The sequence below is a fragment of the Streptomyces smaragdinus genome, assembly GCF_009604385.1.
Lineage (GTDB): Bacteria > Actinomycetota > Actinomycetes > Streptomycetales > Streptomycetaceae > Streptomyces > Streptomyces smaragdinus.
Genome location: NZ_WEGJ01000039.1, coordinates 20,289 through 39,692, shown reverse-complemented (window position 1 = coordinate 39,692; position 19,404 = coordinate 20,289). Strand labels below are relative to the sequence as shown.

Genomic DNA, 19,404 nt, shown 5'->3' with positions numbered 1-19,404 from the left:
ACCGCCGGCAATCCCGGGGCGGGCAGGGAGGCCACCCGCCCCGGGGATCGCTCAGAAGAGCCCGACGTACGTCCACCCGGTGGCGAGCTGGGTCTTGGACGAGAAGCCGCCCTTGCCGTCACCGTTGTTGCGGTAGAGGACGCCGTTCTTGTCCCGTACGACCATGTCGGCCTTGCCGTCCCCGGTGATGTCCCCGGCGCCGACGAGCGAGGTGTACGACCCGCCCCACCCGGAGAAGATCTTCACCCGCTCCTTGAACTGCCCGGTCCCGAGCCCCGCGTACCAGTACAGGGTCCCGTCGGTGTGCCGCGTCAGCAGATCGCCGAACCCGTCCCCGTTCAGGTCCCCGGCCCCGGAGATCAGGTTGTACGCCGCCCATCCGGTACGGATCTTCGTCCGCGCCGCCAGCTTCCCGCCGTCGGCACCGGCGAACAGATAGATGTCACCGGTCGCGGACTCCCGGGCCAGGAGGTCGGGGCGGCCGTCGTTGGTCATGTCGCCGGGGGAGGTCAGCAGGTTGTACTTCGACCAGCCGGTGCTCAGCTTGGTGTACGGGGTGGTCGACGCCAGCGCCCCGCCGCACGCCGGACGGTACGCGCGCAGCTCGTCGCCGATCTGTACGAGGACGTCGTTGCAGGTGTCACCGTTCAGATCCCCGAACGGGACGGCCTTCGCGGTCTGGGGCCAGCCGCCGCCGGAGACCTTGCCGGTCGTGGCGTAGCCGCCGGTGCCGGTGCCGCGGTGGAAGGTGAACTCGCCCCGGGTGTTGAGGGTGAGCATGTCGGGGGCGTTGGTCCGGGTGGTGCCCGCGGGCCAGATGTGCTCGCGGCGGTGGGAGTTGCCCTTGAGGATGATCCCGCCGTCGTCCGTCAGCGGTGCGCCCCGGCCGTCCGCCGGGGTGGCGGTCAGGGTCCAGATGTAGACGCCGTCGCGCATGTACTTGCCGCCGCTGTCCTTGCCGTTCCAGTCGACCCGCAGCCGGCCCCGGGCCTCGCCGCCGGTGCGCGTGTACACGGCGGTGTCTTCTCCGCCGCGGACGACGCTGAAGGTCCAGGAGGAGACGGGCTTGGTCAGAATGGCGTTGAAGTGGCCGGGAAGCGTCGCCATGTCCTTCCCGAGGACGAGGTCCTCGCTGCCGGTCACCTGGACCGCGGCCACCGGCGAGGCGGTCACCCCGGTCGGGACGACATGGATGCGCTCGGCCTCGTCGACGTACGCCACACTCCCGCCGAAGCGGTCGACGGTCCAGCGGATGTGGCGCTGCGTCCGGCCGGTGTCCGGCAGGTCGCCGATGGTGCGGGTGGTGCCGTCCGTAAGGTTCCTCAGCCGCAGGTGGCCGGCGGCCTTGTCGTGGGTGACGAGGTAGCCGTCGCCGAGCAGCGCGTCGCCGGACGGGACGGAGACGGTGGCCTTCGTCGTGCGGTCGTACACGCCGGCGGGTCCGGCGTCGGGGCAGGCGTAGTAGATCCAGTGGGCGTTGACCTGCAGTTCGGCGGGGACGCAGGGGGCGCCGATCGCGGTTTCCGTACGCTTGGTGCCGTCGGTCGCGCGCAGCTGGGCGACGGTGCCGGGCTGGGAGCCGGGGACCCAAACGTCGTGGTCCCAGAGGGCGGCGGCGGTGGCGGCGCGGTCGAAGAGCTTGCCCTTGCCGATCTGGTGGACGGTCTGGCGGTTGGTGGCGGGGTCGGTGTAGAGGACGTAGTTTCCGAGAGCGTCGGTGATCTGCGCGCCGGCCGGGACCGTGACCCGCTCGTAGTTCGAGCTCCGGTCGGCGATCTCCATGGTGCTCGGGGGCGACACCGCCACACTCCGGCCGTCACCGGTGAGATGCAGCTGCGCGCAGGCAGTGTCCGCGGCCGGACATGGGCCGAGACCCAGGTACCGGGTCACTTTGGAAGCGTCCGAGTACGTCGGTGTGCCCGGGCCGACGCTGAGCGTGCGGGTCCACTCGGTTCTCGTATACGCGGGGGTTCCCTCCGCGTAGTGGAGCCGGCCGTGCGCCAGCGAGAGCCCGTTCACACGGACGGGCCACACCGGCAGCTGCTTGACGACAGAGACCGTGGGCGGACCGTCCGTACCGCCGGTGATCCGCCGGATCGCCCAGTCCCCGGGCCTCCTGCCGCCGGTGACCACGGCCGCGCCGTCGGACGTGCGGGAGAGGTCGTCCATGCTGTCGAACAGCAGCTGGACAGGCTCACCCCCGTTGATCGGGGCGGCCATGACCACGTTGTAGACAGTCACGTAGACGAGCCAGTCGCCGACGACCGACAGCCCCTGGGGCATGTACGTGTCGAGGCCCGTCTCGAGCGTCACCTCGACCGGCTGGGCGCCGATGTCGTTCCTCGGGACGACGAGAACCGTGCGGCTCCGCTCCTTCTTGAAGAAGGCGATGTACGAGGAGCCCATCGCTACCCTGGAGTAGTCGGAGGGCACCGGAGCGGTCTCACCGGCCGGCTCCAGGGTCTCGCGGTCCAGCAGCCGCCAGCGCGCGGTGCCGTCCTGGTGGGTGATCCGGGTGGCGAAGTGCCTGGCGTCCGCCGCGACCGGCAGCCCCTGCTTCGAACCATCGGGCGCGGCGAGGGGAAGCGACACGTTGTCACCGTCGGGACGCAGGTAGTCGGTCCGGACGATACGTTCCTGGCCCTCCGCGTTGGGCGCCGTCGCATAGGCGACGACCGTGGTGCCGTAGGTCGCGTTGTACACCGCGTCGGGTGGGATCGCCACGGTCTGCTGGGTGCCCGTGGCGGCGTCGCGGATATGGACCGTGCCGTCCTGGAGCCAGACCTGGGCGTCCTCCCCGTTCGAGCCGCCATTGAAGGTCCGCGCGTCGGGCACCTCGAAGCTCCGGCCGTCGGAGTACCGGGTCCACAGGAAGTCCTGGTTCAGGCGGTCGGCGGCTTCCTCGTAATGAAGGGCGCCGGTCAGTCCTGCTCCAGTCGGACCGTAGGCGGGGTCGGTGTGAAGCAGCAAGGCACCGTGCGCAATCTGCGACGGCTTCGCCGGAATCACCACCTCCGCCGCATCCTCGGCAGCCGCCTGCGGCAGAGGCCCCAGCAACGCGCCGACGACAGCGGCACTCAGGGCACCCAAAACGAACGTCCGCCGCCCGGCGGCACGTCGGGGATTCATGTTCCTCCAGGGACAACCCGCGGCGCGAAGCGCACTCGCGGCACGTCGAACGAGGTGAGGGGCCCTCGGCCCGGTCCAGAACGGGCGCCTGAGGGTATCCCGCGGGAAGATCGACCGACAAGATAATTCGAACGCTGAATGAATCCGCCCCACCAGCACCTTTGCACCCCACCGCAAGAGCATCGACGCCCCCGCACCCCCTGGGCCAGCCTTGCCGTACCGGCACGGACCGCTTCACCCAAGGGGGACCCATGACCTACCGCCCGGCCCGATCCCGCCTCACCACCGCCGTCCTGACGGCCGCGGTGGCCGGCGCGCTGGCGATCAGCGCCTCACCGGCGTCGGCAAGCACCTCCAGCGGCTACATCTCGGGAGCCGACACCTACACCGACGACTGGGGCGACGAGGGCAACATCTCCCAGTCCAGCCACGCCTCGTCGAACGCCACCTGCCTGTGGCAGCAGATCCTGTGGGCCGAGGGAGCTGTGGAGCAGGACGGCAGCAAGTTCGACAAGGCGGACATCGACGGCGTCTTCGGCCCGAACACCTACCGCGCGACGATGAACCTCCAGGACCGCTGGCCCCTCAAGTCCGTCGACGGCATCGTCGGCAACGCGACCTGGGGCTACGCCGGCGGCAGGCTGAGCTTTTACGACTACGCCACCGAATACGGCGGCGGCCTCATCCTGACGTACACGGGCGCCGAGAACTATTTCTACCTGGTCCGGGCAGCGAACGGCCGCTACTTCTTCTGGGAGGGCTCGAGCACCGACAGCGGCGCGTACAAGTGGGCCTCGTACACCAGCCGCACCTGCGGCTGACGCCCACGGCTCTCGCCACCACCGCCCGTCCTCCGTACGCTGACCCGAAAGCCGGGCCGGACCGAAGGGGGACGGGCGATGACCGCCGACCGCGAGCTGCACGCCGAGATACTGATCGAGGCACCGCCGGAAACGATCTGGGCCCTCCTGACCGACACCCGCGCCCTGGCCGCCGCGAGCCCCGAACTCCTCGCGATGACCCCCCTGAAACGAGGCGGCTTCCGCACCGGCCAGACGTACATCGGCTGGAACCGCCGCAAACTGGCGATCTGGCCCACACGCAACGTAGTCACGGAAGCCACCCCGCACGACCGCCTGATCTGGGACACCCGCACAAGCGGCGCCCGCTGGATCTACGAACTGACCCCGCACCCGGAAGGCACCCTGGTCACCCACCGCCGCCCGGTCCCGAAGACCCTCACCCCGGTCAGCAAGGCCTACGCGGCCCTCTTCCTCGGCGGCATCGCCTCCCACGCGGACGAACTGGAGGCGGGAATGCACCGCACCCTCGAACACCTCAAGCAGACGGCGGAGGGCTGACCCCTTGGAGCCCCCGGTGGACCGCACCATCCGTACGACCGAGGACGTCCTGAACCTCCTCGACACCCTCTTCACCCCGGCGGCGGACCGCTGGACCGAGGACAGCGCCGACTGGTGGGACGCCTTCTACGCCGACCGCGCCAGGGGCATCCCGTTCTTCGTCGCCAAACCGGACGAGAACCTGGCCTCGTACCTCACCCGCGACCTCCTGAAGCCCCCCGGCCGCGCCCTGGAACTGGGCTGCGGCCCCGGCCGCAACGCCCTCCACCTCGCGGCGCACGGCTACGCCGTGGAGGCCGTAGACCTCTCCCCCACGGCGATCACCTGGGCCACCGAACGCGCCGAGGCCGCCGCCCCCGACATCCGCGCCCGCGTCCACTTCCACCGCGCGGACATCTTCACGCTCCCGGCCCCCACCACCCCGTACGACCTGATCGTCGACTCGGGCTGCTTCCACCACCTGCCCCCGCACCGCCGGATCAGCTACCTCGCCCTCCTGGACCGCGCCCTGGCCCCGGGCGGCCACTTCGCCCTGACGTGCTTCGCCCCCGACGAGAACGGCGGCGGCTCATCGCTCCCGGACGAGGCGTTCTACCGCGACGCGTCGCTGCACGGCGGCCTGGGCTACACGGCGGAGGCCCTACGGGGCATCTTCGCGGACCTGACGGAAGTGGAGCTCCGCCGGATGAACGACGAACCGCCGGCTTCCCCGTACTTCGGCGAACCATTCCTGTGGACGGCCCTGTTCCACCGCCCCCTTCACCCCGTGTAGAACTCCCCGTCGTCCCCCTGCACCCGGGCCCCCAACGCCCGGGCCACGACCACCATCTTCGCGATCATCACGTCACTGGGATACCGCGCCATCACGCTCCCGCTCTGCCACGCCATCGCCTCCGCGCCCCCACCGAGCACGGCGATCCACCGCGGCGGCCCGTCGGTCCAGCCGCCCTCGGGCATCGGGATCATCACAAGGTCGGGATCGACGTCGACGACGTCCTCCCACTCCCGCGTACTGATGTCCGGCCCATGCTCGTCCCACCAGTTCGCACGCCGCGTGATGTGCACGATGTAGCCCATGCCGAGGCAGGCTAGCCCCCAGGTCCGACACCCCCGGGGGAGCCCAGCCGCCCGCCGCCGGCGGCTTCAGCACCCCGCCGCCCGCCCGTCCCCCGGACCGGGGATCAAGCACCACACGTCTTTGCCAGTAGCGGTACGAACCACGCTCCACGCCTTGGCATGGTGCTCGACCAGAAAGATCCCCCGCCCGCTCCCGGACTCCCAATCGGGCTCCTTCAGCACAGGCACGGCCCTGGACAGATCGCTCACGACGAGAACCAGCCCGTCCCGCACGGTGGTGAGCCGCAGCGCACACCGCCCATCGGCATGCCGATGCACATTGGTGACGAGCTCCGTCATACACAGCAAGGTCGCGTCAACCACCGCGTCTATCCCCCACAACCGCACCTGCTGAGCCACCCGCCGCCTGAGCCCCGCCAACTCACTCGGCTCCACGATGAACCTGAGCCGGTACTCGCCCCCGGCCTCCATCAACGTCGTCACAGGTACCTCCCGCGGGGAACGCCCCACTCGTAGACCTCAACTCACGTGAGCTAACGAGCAATGTGGCCGTTCCCGCACTCAATTACCTTGCACATGTGCAGTTTTACCTCTTCCGAGTGAAGAACAGGCACTACACCCCGATTGCCCCCACCCGCTAGGCAAGCTGTCAGCCGCAAGCCTGCACAAGGGAGGGGCCACCAGTGCCATCGCAACCACGCCCAACAGTCCGCCGCCGCCGCCTCGGAGCCGAACTCCGCCGCCTCCGCGAACTCGCCTCCGTCACGATGGAAGCAGCGGCAGAACGCATCGACGCGGACCGCAGCAAGGTCTCGCGCATGGAGAACGGCCGCCAAGGAGTCCGCCGCCTGGAACTCGAGGCGATGCTGCAGCTGTACGGCGTGGAGGACCAGCAGACCCAGACGGCCCTGCTGTCGCTGGCCCGCGAGGGGAGGCGGAAAGGCTGGTGGCACCAGCACAGCAGCTCGCTGAGCCCGCGACTCCAGGAACAGCTCTCCATCGAGTCCGACGCCGCACGCATCGCGGCCTACCAACCCCTGCTTGTGCCCGGCCTACTTCAGACCGAGAGCTACGCCCGGGAACTGATCCACCAGTCCGGCCACGCAGTTCCCGAAGACCGGATGGAGACGTACGTATCGCTCCGCATGGCACGCCAGGAGATCTTCACGCGCGAAGCCGCCCCTCAGTACCTCTGCATCATCGACGAGGCAGTACTGCGTCGGGCCGTCGGCGGACCTGAGGTGATGAAGCCACAGCTGGAGAAGCTGCTGGAGATCAACAACCCACCGGAGTTGTCCGTACAGGTGGTCCCGTTCAGCCAAGGCTGGCACGCCGGCCTCGACGGCCCGTTCAGCGTCTACACGTACCCCGATCCGCTCGACCTCGACGTCGTCGGCATCGACTACCTGGACGGCAACCTGTACGTGGAGGATGATGCCGCCGTCGACAAGTTTCGGCGGGCCTTCGAACAGCTGAGGACTTCTGCACTCGCGTCGAAGCAGTCGATGCACCTCATCTCGCAGGCGGTGCGAGATATCGACTAACCCAAGAGGCATCCCTGATGAAGAGGTACGACCTCCCTGCGAACGCCTGGCGCAAGTCCTCGTACAGCCCTGACAACGGGGGCGAATGCGTCGAGATTCAGCAAGTGGACAGAGACACGGTCGCCGTAGGAGACTCCAAGAACCGCTCCCAGGGCGCCTTCGTTTTCTCTGCCGCTGCTTGGTCGACCTTTGTCGATGCCATCAAGACCGGCGAACTCTGACTGATCCAGGAAGGCCGGGCAAACCTGCGTGGTGTCCACGCCCATCGGTGGACACCGCGCAGGTACCAATTCGGTGAAACGCCGTCCTACCTTCCCGAAGGATCGACCGTCTGCGACCGGTCGACTCACCCCAACAGCGGACTGAACCATCCCAGCGCCGATTCTTCAGGCGTTCCCACCAGCAGCGCCCGATCCAGCAGGATGTTGTTGTGCTCGCAGCTCGTCTCCGGCAGCATCACGCAGGCGTGGCAGGCGGCAAGGTTCGTTCCGCCCGTGCCCGATTCCTCCGACTCGATGCACAGGGGATCGGAAGAGCACCAGCTCGCGCGGCGTACGGCGGATCGGATCACCCGTGCCAACGGTTCCGGCTCGCCTTGGGCGACCAGTCCGCCGAGGCTTCCGGCAGAGTCACTTGTGGCTGTGTAGACGAGCATGCCTGCCATGGTGTCGCCCGCATAAAGCCGCTCACGGAGCGCGGACGCCGGATAGCCCGCCTCCAGGCTCCACTCGTTGATCAGTACATGAGCCAGGGTATGGAGCAGCACCATCCGAGGCGTGGCGGGCGATGGCGGGACGCGGGTCGGATCCGACGCGCGCTCCCCCATCAGACGCTGGTGGGCGGCACGCATCCGCTCGACTCGGCTCACAACCTCAGGCCGGCTCTCCCAACGAGCGAGGCGGTCCTCGTCCATCCGCAGGAACACACCCTCTCCGCGCACCTCCATCGCCGGGAGCCAGCTCAATTCACCGACAGCGAGTGCGGCCTCGTCGGCCTCCGTCGTTGTGTCCGGATCGGTGAGTCGGGTGAAGGCTTTCAGGGCACGGACCTCGCGCAGCTTCTTGACCAGCATGGGTCCGGTAATGCCCAGCGGACCGAGTTCCGCCTGGTCGCCTCGGGGCCGCTCGCAGATGAATTGCTCGTCGCGGGAGCGTTCGCTTCCGTCGTTGCCGGCGCGCAGGCGCTCGTATTCCTTGTTGCGCAATGCCCGATAGCGGTGGTCGAGACTCGGTGCCTCGTCCCCGTCGACCGGATCTTCCTCCAACTCGGCCTGAAGGAGTTCCATGACTTGGTCGACGGGCAACGGCGTGTTCCCGCCGAAGGCCCCCTTCAAGTAAATCTCGATGTGTACGGGATCGTTCATCTCCCGCAGGTGGCCCCAATGCTCCGCCAGCGGATCGGCGCTTCCGTCACTCCAGGGCGGGATCGAGAGCGCCGACTTCAGCACCGGCTGCCACAAGGCGGAGGAACCGCGCTGGAGAGTACGCGGAGTCAACGAGCAGGCTTCGGCGGGAACCGACGTGCCCAACCATGGACGGGTACCCCGGCATCCCAGACCCAGATTCTTCAGCGCACCTCGCCGAAACGACCCCTCCATCGAAGCCTCGGGCACACCGCAGGTGCATGAGACGACGATCGAGCGGAGGGATGCGGTGCGGCCGGAAGAGCGCAGCATCAGGGTCCCTCCGCATCGACCGGCTGTAGTCCCGCCTTCGACGGAGCGGTGGACCCAGTGCCAGTAAGGAAACTCGTCGAGGTGCCCCGCCTCGCAGGCGACGACGAAGCGTGACGGCACCAGATCCACCTCGCAGGTACCGCAGATGCTCTTGGCGGTCGGCGAAGCGAAGTCACGATGGTTGCGCAGCTCGTTGCACTCGGGGCAGGAGTACATGAGAGGAAAACGGCGGACCCGCATGCCGTCCCTACTCGTATCCTCCGACGCCGGTGGAATCCGGAAGTGCTGGACGCCGAGAAGGCGCTCCAGACGCCGCTCGTGAATGCGTTTGGACTCGTCCGGACTCCAGTGCTGATCGGCGCCGTCGAGCCCGGAAACGACGAAGGATTCCTGATCGACGGCCACCAGTGCACCCACCCCGTACGTCGTAATCGCCTGAGCACGGCGGATCGCACCTTGGCGGCGCAGGTTGTGGGCGGGCGCCGCACCGTTCGATCCGGTGCGGCGGCGGCGCGAGGGGGGCGGGGTCATCGGGTCGCCTCCAGGAACAGTGCGGTTTCGGCATCGACGTCTCGCAGGCTCCACAAGGTGGGCCAGGCTTCGGCGTCCTCGGATTGATCGTCGTACGCCATGAGGAGTGACGGGATATTCGGGTGACGGCGGTCGGGCTCGAAGAACAGTCCGCCATGGATTTCGGCCTCGGCGCACCACCAGTCGACGAATTCGTCGAAGTCGGCCGCCACAGCTTCTGCCTCAGCCGGGTCGATGGCGCGGACACGATTGACGAGCACGCCCTTGACCTCTTCGCCCCGGAGCCGTTGCTCGTAGGTGTGGACGCGACCCGCCGCATCGTTGTCTCTTGCCTGCGGGATCAGGATGCGGGCCAGCGCGACGACGACGGCGTGCAGACCCCGCTCACGGGCGCGGGCGGAGAAAGGGGTGACCGAGGTGGACTCCACCTCACGGTAGAGGGCGGAGTGGAAGTGCTGGAAGCCCTCGTAGTGCGACCGGTCGCGGGAGCGAGTGGCGTTGAACATGACAGCGACCAGGCCCGGGTGGGCGCGGCCGACCCGGCTGGTGGCCTGGATGTACTCCGCGGTGGTCTGGGGCTGGCCCATCACGGCCATCAGTCCGAGCCTGTCCACGTCGACGCCGACGGCGATCATGTTCGTGGCCAGGAGGACGTCCACCACGTCCTCGTCCGGGAGCTTGCGCTCGATGCGCTTCAGTCGTACGGGGATCTGGGTGGCGTCGACCCTGCTCGTCAGCTCGGAATAGTTGGCGACGGATCGAACGGTGACGCCCTCACGCTCGGCAAGCAGTTCGAGGTACGCGACGACGTCGTCGTGGACCTGGAGCTCGGCGGCAGAGAGGAGCCGCAGACTGTTGAAGTAACCGACGAGACTCCAGTAGGCATCACGTACCTCGTCGTCGGTCCGGGCCTGCTGCGCCCTGTGCAGCAAGGTGGCGTAGGTTCGAATGAGCAGCGTGGACTGACTGGTGCCCGGTGCGAACAGCCCCACGTAGCGGCGGCTGGCCTTCGTCTCACGGGGTGCCTCGACCGCGAACCACGAGTCGCGGGCGTCCAGCCCGGCCGGCGGGAACTGACGGACCTGCCGGTTGAAGAGGTGAAGCCCCTGCTCCGCCGCGCGCCGGATCGTCGCGGTGGAGGCGATCACCTTGGGACGGTCGGCAAGCGCGTCGACCGCCGTCTCGTAGAGGCCGGTGAGGGTGCCCAGTGGGCCGGAGATCAGATGGAGCTCGTCCTGGACGATGAGTTCGGGTGCCGGGGTGAGGTCGGTCGGTTCGTTGCGGTTGAAGAGAGCGGCCGTGGCCGGGCGCCAGGGCATCGAAGCGAACTTGTCGACCGTGGCGATCACCAGGGTCGGACGGGCGTCGTACACCGCCTCATCGATCAAGTGGACCGGCAGACCGTCGATGAAGTCGCATCCGTCGTTCGGGCAGCGGACATGCATGCGTTTGGCGTCTTCGTCGACGTCGTACGCACGGGCATCCAACTTGGTGCCGCACCAGGGGCAGGCCTGGAGCTGCACCGGATTCTCGGTCGCGAGCTGCTTCGTGAGATCCGCCCGGAGCTCGTTCAGCTTCTCTCCGGCCATCGCCAGGGTGTTGGGTGTGGCCGAGCGCCCCACCCACATGCCGAGGGAGAATTCCTCGGTACCCAGATCCGACGGGTTGGCACGGCGCATCAGCTCCATGGCGCACAGCAGGATCGACGCACGTTCGAACTGCTGCAGGGTGAGGAGTCGCAGCGTGTAGCGCATGATGACGGTGACACCGCCGCCCAGCGCACCCCGTCGAATGCGCCTCAGGAAGGCGGTCAGGGCAATCAGGCCAAGGTATGCCTCGGTCTTGCCGCCGCCCGTGGGGAACCAGAGCAGATCCGAGAGTTCACGGTCGGGATGCTCGGGGTCGTCGATTCCCGCGAGGCACAGCAGCATGAACGCGACCTGGAACGGTCGCCAGGCTCCGGCAGCGGGATCCGGAACGCCTGCACGTCCCCTCTTCACCCAGGCGCTTCGGGCGCGCTGATCGGCCATGGCCCGATTGGCGAGTCGGAATGCCTGCATCAGGTCCGGTTTATCGGCCAGCAGCTCGATTCCGACGCGAATCCGCCCGAGAGCCTCGCGGCAGGCAAGTGTCTGGCCCTCCGCAGGTTTCTCGTGCTGGGTGCCGACAAGAAGTGCTGCTTCGTCCTCCTTGCGCTCGATCCATCGCTCGTATCCGGCTGCCAGCTCACGCAGAGTGGCCAGGATCGTGGCGTCCGAGTTCTCGGCCAGCCCCAACATCGACAGGGACGAGCTGTCGATGTCCGGGTTGGAGTCGGTGAGCAGAACCTCCACCGAGGGAACGAACGCACTCCGCACCTCGGTCACTCCCGCCCGCCGGGCATCGGTCATCCCGATGGGCGCAGGTGTCCAGTCCCATTCCGCCGCGCAGCCGTGACCGACCGCGAAGGTGGGCGCATGTCGATGCAGCAACCGACTGGTCCCGACATCCAGGTCGTCGGCGGTGTCAGGGGCCGGCCGTTCCACGAACGCGGTCGCACCATTCGCCGCACGCACGACGAGGCCGCACTGGAACAGGGAAAACGCGTCCTGCAGCTCCCGCTCGCCGACCTTGTGGGTGTTGACCAGGGTGACCGTGACAGCAACCGTTCCGCCGGCCGGATCAGGGGGACGAACGTTGGCACGCAGTGCGACGCCCTCGGCGAGATCGACCCGGACATTCGGATCGGGCGTGGCCACGTCGAGCGTCGTCTCGGGCAGCACCAGCACCTCACGTCGCCAGTGTTCCTGCTGGTCCAAAGTCGTACGTGCCTCCGCACGGCGGGCCGGAACCAGCCTGCCTTCGGCATCGGTCGGTCGGTAGACGGCCGCCCGAGCGACGACCGTGATCTCACCGCTTATGGCGGGATCGACGGCGAAGGTCAGTCCCATGGAAGAAGGACGTCGCGCGGAGGCGACACCGAGTTCCTGTGCGGTACCCGATTCCTCGATGTCGTCCCTGGTACGGACAGGTGCGACATCAAGCCCTTCGTGCTCGGCGTCATCCTCCCGAAGCCTCGCCGCCGCCTGCGCCCCTGCGGGCCTGGGGTAGAGCACCCCGGTCGGGTACCGATCGATCGGGGCGTCCTGGGAAAGGACTTCGTCCCGGTCCTCCGGTTCTGCATCGGGTTCGGGGCCGAGAAGCTCGCGGCGCAGTCCCACCAGGATTTCCTCGTCACGGACGCGGTAGTGCTCGGCGTGCTGTTGCGCGGCGGTCATTCGTGCTGCCCCTCGTCTTCGGTCGACCAGCGGTATCTTCCGATGCCAGTAATCCGTGGAACGATCCATACCCCACGGTCCCCCAGGCCGGCGTTGGCACCGGCTGCCGGGCTGCCTGCCACAGATTCCAGGGTGTCCACCCGCAGCTCATGAATCTCGTCGGGCCATGCCGGCTCCCATCGGCGACTCACCTTCTGAACCTCGAACAACCCCGTACGAAAGCTCTCGGACGCCTCTCCGATCTCCTTCTCCCCATGCATCACGGCGTATGGCGGGCTCTGCTGTTCGCCGAGAGGAAGGTCGTGGCGTTTACGCAGGATCACCTCGTCTCCGGAGCGGACCCGCTCCAGGAGGTACGCCTGCGCGGAGACGGCACCGATCTCGTGGGCGGGGGGAACATCGCGGCAGACGTCACCGGCCTCGACGACGATCCCGTACCGAAGATAGGCCTTCCAGCCGCCGCGGAACTGACGGCCGTTCCTGCGACCATTGACTCTTCTCAGGATCGGCATCTCCGGAGGAGTCGTGAAGTACAGGTCACGACGCGCTCGGGTCATGGCCACGTACAGCGCACGGGCCTCCGCCGGCAGGTCGAGCTCCGCCCCGTATTGTTTGCGCAGTTCCGCAACGCCGGGTGGAGTCAGGATGATCACTCGGTCGAACTCCAACCCCTTCGCCCGATGCACAGTGGACACCGTGACCCGGGCGGTCTCCGGGTCGGCGAGCTCGTCGGGGAAGCCTCCGGCGGCGATCATTCGCCGGAGGCGGTCCATATCGACGACACCGCGGCCGGCTCCGCGAGCGGCTCGGCGAAGCACCGGCCACAGGACATCGGGCTCGGGGTCGTAGGGCAGAGGGATGTCTCCGAGCAGCGACCGGAATCGCGCTTCGGACAGGGTGGTGACCTCGGTTCTGCGCATGAGCTCGGCCACCCAGGCGGGCACCGGTCGCTCCTCCAGAGGACGTCGCAGCTGATGCTCGACGCCGTTTTCGTGCAGGAGCTGCGAGATCGTCAGGGCCTGGCGATTGTCCCGAGTGAGGATCGCGCAGGTGTCGGGAGCAGCCCGGAGTCCGTCGAGGACGAACGGGTCGGTCAGATCACCCGTCCCGTTCCGAGGATCGAGAAGCAGTTCGCGCAGCTCCTCGTAGAGTGGCAACGCCTTGTCGTCGTCCGTGACCTGTTGGAGCCGAGGTCCGTGGACCAGCGCGACACGGGCCTCGGACGTCGTGGCACGAAAGTTCTCCGTCAGGTGCAGCTCCACCAGATCGTCGGGAAAGGAGCCGCGGAGCCAGTCGAAGAACATATTGGTCTCGTCGGCACGCTCGTTGAGGTCGCGGATCTGGAATCCGTACACGAACTGGGCCGCGTCGCCCACCACGGTGAAGCCGCTCGCGTCCTGATAGCGGTCGAGCAACGTCTGCACCAGGCATCGCCTGTCCCCGACCAGATCCTGAACCTCGTCGATCACCACGTGAGCCGGAGGAATGGCCTCACCGGCCTCCAGGGCACCTTTCGCAACAGCTTCCTCGGCAGCCCGGATGCGCTCGTCGAAGCCGGTCGCACTCCAGTCGTGATTCGGGTACGCCTGTCGAAGCAGCCCGTACGCCCAGGCGTCGAACGTCTGCGCCCGTACCCGTCGGGCCCGATCCCCGTGCCGCGCAATGCGCTCGCGCAGCTCCCGGGCCGCTGCGCGGGAGAAGGTGAGGACGAGGATCTCTGCGGCCTCCAACCCTTCCTCAGGATCCTCGGCTCCGCACAACGCATCGAGTCGTCGAACGAGGGTGTGAGTCTTGCCTGCCCCGGCGCCGGCCGTGACCAGGACGCGCGCGTCCCAGGGCTGCTGGACGACGGCCTGCTGCTCGTCGCTCAGCGACGGGCTGTCAAGGTAGGCATCCGTCACTTCCGACTCCACAGGTGCTCGAACTGAGTGAAGGCCAGCTGGTTCTCGAAGTTGTCGATGTTGTCCTTGACGTTGAGGATCAGGCAGGTGTCCTTACCGCCGTTCTTCGGACCGCGCAGGCCACGTCCGATCATCTGCTGGTACACATTGGTGCTGTACACGGGTCGTGCGACAACCACGGCACGCGTGGCAGGTGCGTCGAATCCCTGGGTGAGGACTCCGTAGTTTGTCAGCACTCGGATACGTCCCTCACGGAAATGGTTGATTCGCGCGCGTCGGTCCTGTGCACTGGTCGTCGAGTCCACGGCCGCAGATCGAACGCCACGGTCATTGAGCATGGCCGTGAGGTACTTCGCGTGATCCACGGAGGTCGCGAAGACCAGGACGGGCCAATCCTTGGGGAAGGACTCAATCTCCTTCACGATGCGCAGGCTACGGGCGTGGTCGTCGGCCAAGCGCTGTTCGGCCGGTCGGGACAGCACGGCCATCCGCTCCGCGAGGAGCTTCTCGTCGTGCGTCAGCTCGATACTGCCGCCCTCCAGGGTTCGGTGCTCGACCTGAGCGAGCATGCCCAGTTCCTGGAGATCCTTGTACGGATCGCCCGACGGAAAGACGCCCTGGTCAAGTCGCCGGTCGCCGAACCTGCGCACCAGACGCTGCGTTTCCGCCTCGTTGGTGTTGCGGAATGGGGTGGCGGTCAGGCCGAGCAGGTGTCGCCTGGTCTCGTACTGCGTGAGTCCGAGCTGCTCCAGAATCCATGTGTACCGCTTGGTGACCGCGGTGTGGGCCTCGTCGACGATCACCAGCGCCGCCTGCCGAAGCCATGCGTACTGATCGCCGGACAGGCAGCGCTCCAGCTTGGCGTCAGTGGCCACGACAAGGTGTGGGTTGTCGACGACCTCCGCCACCTCGTTGCCACTCCACAACCGACCGATGGTGAGCTGCCGCTCGGCCCCCATCTTGCTCCATACGAACTTCCAGCTCTGTACGGCCTGCTCGCACAGCTCCTCGGTCTGCGCGATCCACAAGATCGGTCCCTCCAGGTCACCGACCTGTTTGACCCATCGGATGACGGCCTCCGAGGTCACTCGTGTCTTGCCGGCGCCTGTAGGCAACGAGAGCATCCCGCGCTGTGGAGCCAGTCGGTCGAGCATGGTGGAGATATTGCGGACGAGGTCCTCCTGGTAGGCGTGCAGATGAGGAAAGTTCCGCGGTCCGTCCACGATCTCGGTGACCGGAGGTGCAGGCGTCCGACTACCCGCGAATGCTGCCGGAAGCTTGAGTTCCGACACGAACGCGACAGCTGCCGCCGAGCCCGTGTAACTGACTGGGGCGGACGGAATGCGAGCCTGAATGTCACGGGCATGTTGCTGCAGTACCGCATCGCCGTGCGCGTTGAACGCCATCTGCGCAATTCGGTGGGCGGAAGGCTCCACCCCTCCGTTCACCTCGGCCTCGGCGTCGGCGAGCCCCGGCGGGAGACCGATCAGCAACGCGTCCGAACCGACGAGCAGCTCGATCTTGCGGACCACGTCGTCGGAGTCCCGAACCTCGTTCTTCACCCGCCGAATCGCGCTGTCGCGCTCCATTCGCTCCTGATGCTCCAGCACTGCACGACGACCTGCTGGTCCGAGCCCGAGATCCAGTTCGCGGTCGATGAGCCGCAGCATCGTCTCCCGATCGACCGGGACCCTTACCTTGACGATGGGTCCGGTACGTACCGCGTCCAGCGGAGAAGGCGTGGCGCCGTTCGGGGTGCGCATCACCTCCTCGAGTTCGCTGCAAGGCTGAACCATCACATCGCGATCGGTGCCACTGAGCCGCTGACGCAGCGAGGGATACAGCTCCAGCAATTCCACGGGCGGGCCGTCGGGGACCTCGCGCGTCTCCTTGCTGATCACGTCGGTGAAGCGGAGCATGCCCCACTTCTCCACCATCAGGTCGGCGTCACCCGCCGTCGGGACCAACAGCGCGGGAAGCTGTTCGGTCCGCAATGCCTGGTACTGGACGGTCCCCACAGCCACAGTGATCTCGTTGTCCGCGCGAGTCCCCCATTCGTCCCCGATCCGGCACCGTGTCAGGGAGTCCTCGGGGAATTCGGCCTCGAATCGGGTCAACATGACATAGGTGCGCCCCACGAAGGCGTCGTCCTCGCTCCGGGACACCTCGTCGAGGAGCGCTTCCCATCGGTCACCGGGCACGTCCCCGATGGATGTCGGCAGCCCGAGCTTCCGGGCCTTCTCCTCGGACAACCCTTCCGCGACAGGCAACACGTCCCGATAGTCGGCGAGCTGCGGACCGACGGCATCCTTCAGCTGCACGATCCCCTGGGAGGTGGCAACCGTTCCGTACTTGCGGAGCATCCAGCGGATGGGTGACTTCACCGGCTGGCGCAGGTTCGCCTGACGGCCGTAGTGCCGAGTCCAGAGGTCTACTACTGCATCGTCCGGAAGAGCCCTGAGGAAGGCCGCCCGGGATACCTCGGAAAGATCACGGAACAGGTGAAGTGGACCACCGATCGCTGCGCCCTCGACCTTCATCGTCTTCTCCGCAGGACGAGGTGCCCGATCGTCCAGCTTGTGCAGATACGCAGTGTGTAGCGCGTCCCTGTACTCGTCGAACCACTCCTCACCCTCCTGCGGGCGGTGCCCTGAGGACGGCCGTTCACGCAGCCCGATCTGGTGGAGGTAGGCGGAGTCGTCCGAGTGGAATGTCAGGTCGAGGGCGATGGACGGATCACGGCCCGCAGTCACCACGGCACCCGGCAGCATGCAATCCCGGACAAGTCGCCATCGGCCGTCCGCCGTCCGGACCCGCAGAGTGTCCTTCGGCTCGGGAACCCGCTCCTGCAGCTTGTGCGACATCCGAGCTTGTCCCGCTCGGCGGAACAACTCCCAGAACCGCTGCCACTCACCGTCCCGATAGTTGTCGAAGCCCTGGTCGAGCACGCTGATGAAGCGCCCCTCGGCGTCGGCCTCGTTGATCCCGATCACGCTCAGCGCCCTGGCAAGCGACGGATCGTCCGCCAGATCCCCCACCACGTACACCAGGGACTCGCGCAGACCGCCGTGCTCGGCACGGCGGAAGACCTGACCGGGCACGGGAGCCACCAAGCCGTGTTCCTCCGTGAGCACGATGCGCGCTTCCCGGGCCTCCACCGCATGCGCCGACCTCGACTGGATCATGTCGGCGAGGATCCGGACCGCGACCGCCGACGCCTCGGCGGTGCCGCAGGCTGCCAGGGCCTCCAACCACTCGCGTACACTCGCGCGCTCCTGCTTGGCTGCCTCCCGGATGTGCTCGACCTTGCCGGAGCGCAGGGAGTCGGCTTCAACGCTCGGGTGCAGCCAATTCGCCGGTCGGCCGGGGCATTCGTTCCACATCCTGAGCCAGTCCGAGAACCGCTTGTGATCCTCCCTGTCGACACGGGGGTGCATACGTAGCTCGCTCGGCGCACGGAGAACCCCGTCCTGGTCGGGGAGAGAAGGACGCACCGCCGCGCGGGTCCAGACCGATTGGATCAGCTGCAGGTCCGCCCAGCTGATGCTCTCCTTCGTCCGGCCCGGGAGGAGCGGCAGGTAGGCGGCCGGATCCTCTGCGGGCGAAAGCTCGGGAAGCGAGTCGATGACCAAGTCGGCAGCGACATTGATCATCTCTACATTGAAGGCGGACGAGTCAAGGAGATTCTGCCGATCCTCGTTCGTCTTCCAGGCACCGTTGAGCATGCCGCTGAGGGACATCTCGTACTTGGTCGGGAAGAACGACCAGAAGCGACCACGGCCTCGCGCCCTCGAACTGCCGTACAGACCGCTCTTGGGATCCTTCTCCAGGGCAGGCACGGCCCAGGAGACGTCCAGCGTCACTCGGTCGTGGAGTTCTCCGGCGTCTGCCCGAGCTGCCGCCCCCGGCTCGTGCGTCACCGAGAACACCTGCCAGGCGGACGTCGCCAGAGCGGCCCCCGTCCGTTCCTCCGCCACCGTACGCACGCCACCGTCCTGCCGGACTGTCAGAACACGCCGGTTCACCGGTCGGGGCCGGCGATCCTCGAGAACAACCTTGGCCACGTGCGGCGAGAAGAGCTGGAAGCCGATCGGGAACTCCTCCCGGACCTCCGTCTGCCCCTCGAAGCGTCCGCCGTGCATATCCCGACCGAGCCTGCGATCCGCCCCAGGCAGCAGGGGGAGACGAACCACCGTGGTCGCCCAACCCAGCAGCTCGTCGAGTACGGGGTCGCCCGCCCGCTCGGCGGCCTCGTCCAGTGGGCGGGCCATGCGCAGCACCGGAGCGTCGAAGTCCTCGCCGTAGCGTCCGGCAACGCCGGGCACCGCTTTGATCTGCTCGAACGACCAGGCACGATCGAACCCGAAGCTTCCGGTGCGGCTGAAGAATTGGGGCGTGTCGGTTACGACCAGAACCGATTTCACACCTACGCCGAAACGGCCGATCTGACCCCCGCGCTTCTTCGACATACTCATCCGAAGGATGGTCTCCGCCCCCTCCGGGGTCACGGCATTTCCTTCGTTGGCGCAATACAAGTGCTGCGCCGTCAGGACAACATGGACGACTCCACCAGGATGATCCGCAATCTCGTCCGCGGCATTCTGAACGAGTTCGAAGAGCTGCCGATCGCCGTATCCACCCTGCGTGATTCGGCGCTCTCCGTTGGCGTGCTCGGCAACGAGGCCGGCGTCTACGGCGTATGTCCGAAGGACACGGGTGGACTGATCGAGGACTGTCCGGAGAACCGGGGTGTTGAGCTCAGACATATCGACATCCTGGGTCGAGGGAGCGAGCTGGAAATGATCGTGCTGCGCTGTTCCGAGGGCAGGGCCGGCCCAACGATCGACCGACCCTGCGGATTGGTTCGGGATGGATACGCGACATGGTCGCCGTGCCGTGACGGGACGTCGAAGGAACCCGTCTACACCT

12 protein-coding genes are annotated in these 19,404 nt (G+C 67.3%); 5 read left to right on the top strand and 7 right to left on the bottom strand.

Features of this window, described 5'->3' with window-relative positions; translation table 11 throughout:
* Positions 1-51: 51 nt before the first annotated feature.
* Complete coding sequence (locus SRB5_RS30000) at positions 52-2,970, bottom strand: FG-GAP repeat domain-containing protein (protein WP_153456607.1); 2,919 nt, start codon at positions 2,968-2,970, stop codon at positions 52-54.
* 410 nt (positions 2,971-3,380) lie between these two features.
* Here SRB5_RS30000 and SRB5_RS29995 point away from each other — a divergent pair, with 410 nt between their 5' ends.
* From SRB5_RS29995 to SRB5_RS29985, 3 genes are all read left to right on the top strand, one after another.
* Positions 3,381-3,950, top strand: coding sequence for a peptidoglycan-binding domain-containing protein (locus SRB5_RS29995; RefSeq protein WP_228390553.1), 570 nt, complete (start codon positions 3,381-3,383; stop codon positions 3,948-3,950).
* 78 nt (positions 3,951-4,028) lie between these two features.
* Positions 4,029-4,490 (top strand): SRPBCC family protein, encoded by a 462-nt coding sequence (locus SRB5_RS29990; protein WP_153456606.1) that lies wholly within the window; start codon positions 4,029-4,031, stop codon positions 4,488-4,490.
* Positions 4,491-4,506: 16 nt separating this feature from the next.
* On the top strand, positions 4,507-5,262 hold the full coding sequence (locus SRB5_RS29985) for a class I SAM-dependent methyltransferase (protein ID WP_323378721.1): 756 nt from the start codon (positions 4,507-4,509) through the stop codon (positions 5,260-5,262).
* On the opposite strand, the gene SRB5_RS29980 is transcribed toward SRB5_RS29985, so the two are convergent.
* Together SRB5_RS29980 and SRB5_RS29975 are read right to left on the bottom strand one after the other, a co-directional pair.
* On the bottom strand, positions 5,250-5,567 hold the full coding sequence (locus SRB5_RS29980; protein ID WP_153456604.1) for a hypothetical protein: 318 nt from the start codon (positions 5,565-5,567) through the stop codon (positions 5,250-5,252). The two genes, SRB5_RS29985 and SRB5_RS29980, sit on opposite strands and share 13 nt — an antisense overlap.
* Positions 5,568-5,633: 66 nt before the next feature.
* Positions 5,634-6,050 (bottom strand): ATP-binding protein, encoded by a 417-nt coding sequence (locus tag SRB5_RS29975; protein WP_153456603.1) that lies wholly within the window; start codon positions 6,048-6,050, stop codon positions 5,634-5,636.
* A 200-nt stretch (positions 6,051-6,250) separates the two neighbouring features.
* Between SRB5_RS29975 and SRB5_RS29970 the strand changes: the two genes are divergently transcribed.
* Positions 6,251-7,111: a helix-turn-helix domain-containing protein gene (locus SRB5_RS29970; protein ID WP_323378720.1), complete on the top strand. Its 861-nt coding sequence runs from the start codon at positions 6,251-6,253 to the stop codon at positions 7,109-7,111.
* Between the two features lie 17 nt (positions 7,112-7,128).
* Entirely contained in the window at positions 7,129-7,332 is a 204-nt protein-coding gene (locus tag SRB5_RS29965) for a DUF397 domain-containing protein (protein WP_153456602.1), read from the top strand.
* 125 nt (positions 7,333-7,457) lie between these two features.
* Here SRB5_RS29965 and drmB read toward each other — a convergent pair whose 3' ends face one another.
* The 4 genes from drmB to SRB5_RS29945 are packed head-to-tail and all read right to left on the bottom strand — an operon-like array spanning position 7,458 to position 19,241.
* On the bottom strand, positions 7,458-9,317 hold the full coding sequence (drmB, locus tag SRB5_RS29960) for a DrmB family protein (protein WP_153456601.1): 1,860 nt from the start codon (positions 9,315-9,317) through the stop codon (positions 7,458-7,460).
* On the bottom strand, positions 9,314-12,574 hold the full coding sequence (locus tag SRB5_RS29955) for a helicase-related protein (protein ID WP_153456600.1): 3,261 nt from the start codon (positions 12,572-12,574) through the stop codon (positions 9,314-9,316). The genes drmB and SRB5_RS29955 overlap by 4 nt, the downstream gene beginning before the upstream one ends.
* On the bottom strand, positions 12,571-14,475 hold the full coding sequence (locus SRB5_RS29950; protein WP_323378719.1) for a UvrD-helicase domain-containing protein: 1,905 nt from the start codon (positions 14,473-14,475) through the stop codon (positions 12,571-12,573). Before SRB5_RS29950 ends, SRB5_RS29955 begins: the two co-directional genes overlap by 4 nt.
* The gene (locus tag SRB5_RS29945) at positions 14,472-19,241 is read right to left on the bottom strand and encodes a DEAD/DEAH box helicase (RefSeq protein WP_153456598.1); all 4,770 of its coding nucleotides are present in this window, start codon (positions 19,239-19,241) and stop codon (positions 14,472-14,474) included. Before SRB5_RS29945 ends, SRB5_RS29950 begins: the two co-directional genes overlap by 4 nt.
* Between the last annotated feature and the right edge of the window lie 163 nt (positions 19,242-19,404).

Excerpts from the sequence above, each read along its gene's own strand:
- drmB (WP_153456601.1), bottom strand. The coding sequence starts at position 9,317 with ATGACCCCGCCCCCCTCGCGCCGCCGCCGCACCGGATCGAACGGTGCG.
- SRB5_RS29945 (WP_153456598.1), bottom strand. The coding sequence starts at position 19,241 with ATGTCTGAGCTCAACACCCCGGTTCTCCGGACAGTCCTCGATCAGTCC.
- SRB5_RS29980 (WP_153456604.1), bottom strand. The coding sequence starts at position 5,567 with ATGGGCTACATCGTGCACATCACGCGGCGTGCGAACTGGTGGGACGAG.
- SRB5_RS29990 (WP_153456606.1), top strand. The coding sequence starts at position 4,029 with ATGACCGCCGACCGCGAGCTGCACGCCGAGATACTGATCGAGGCACCG.
- SRB5_RS29965 (WP_153456602.1), top strand. The coding sequence starts at position 7,129 with ATGAAGAGGTACGACCTCCCTGCGAACGCCTGGCGCAAGTCCTCGTAC.
- SRB5_RS29995 (WP_228390553.1), top strand. The coding sequence starts at position 3,381 with ATGACCTACCGCCCGGCCCGATCCCGCCTCACCACCGCCGTCCTGACG.
- SRB5_RS29955 (WP_153456600.1), bottom strand. The coding sequence starts at position 12,574 with ATGACCGCCGCGCAACAGCACGCCGAGCACTACCGCGTCCGTGACGAG.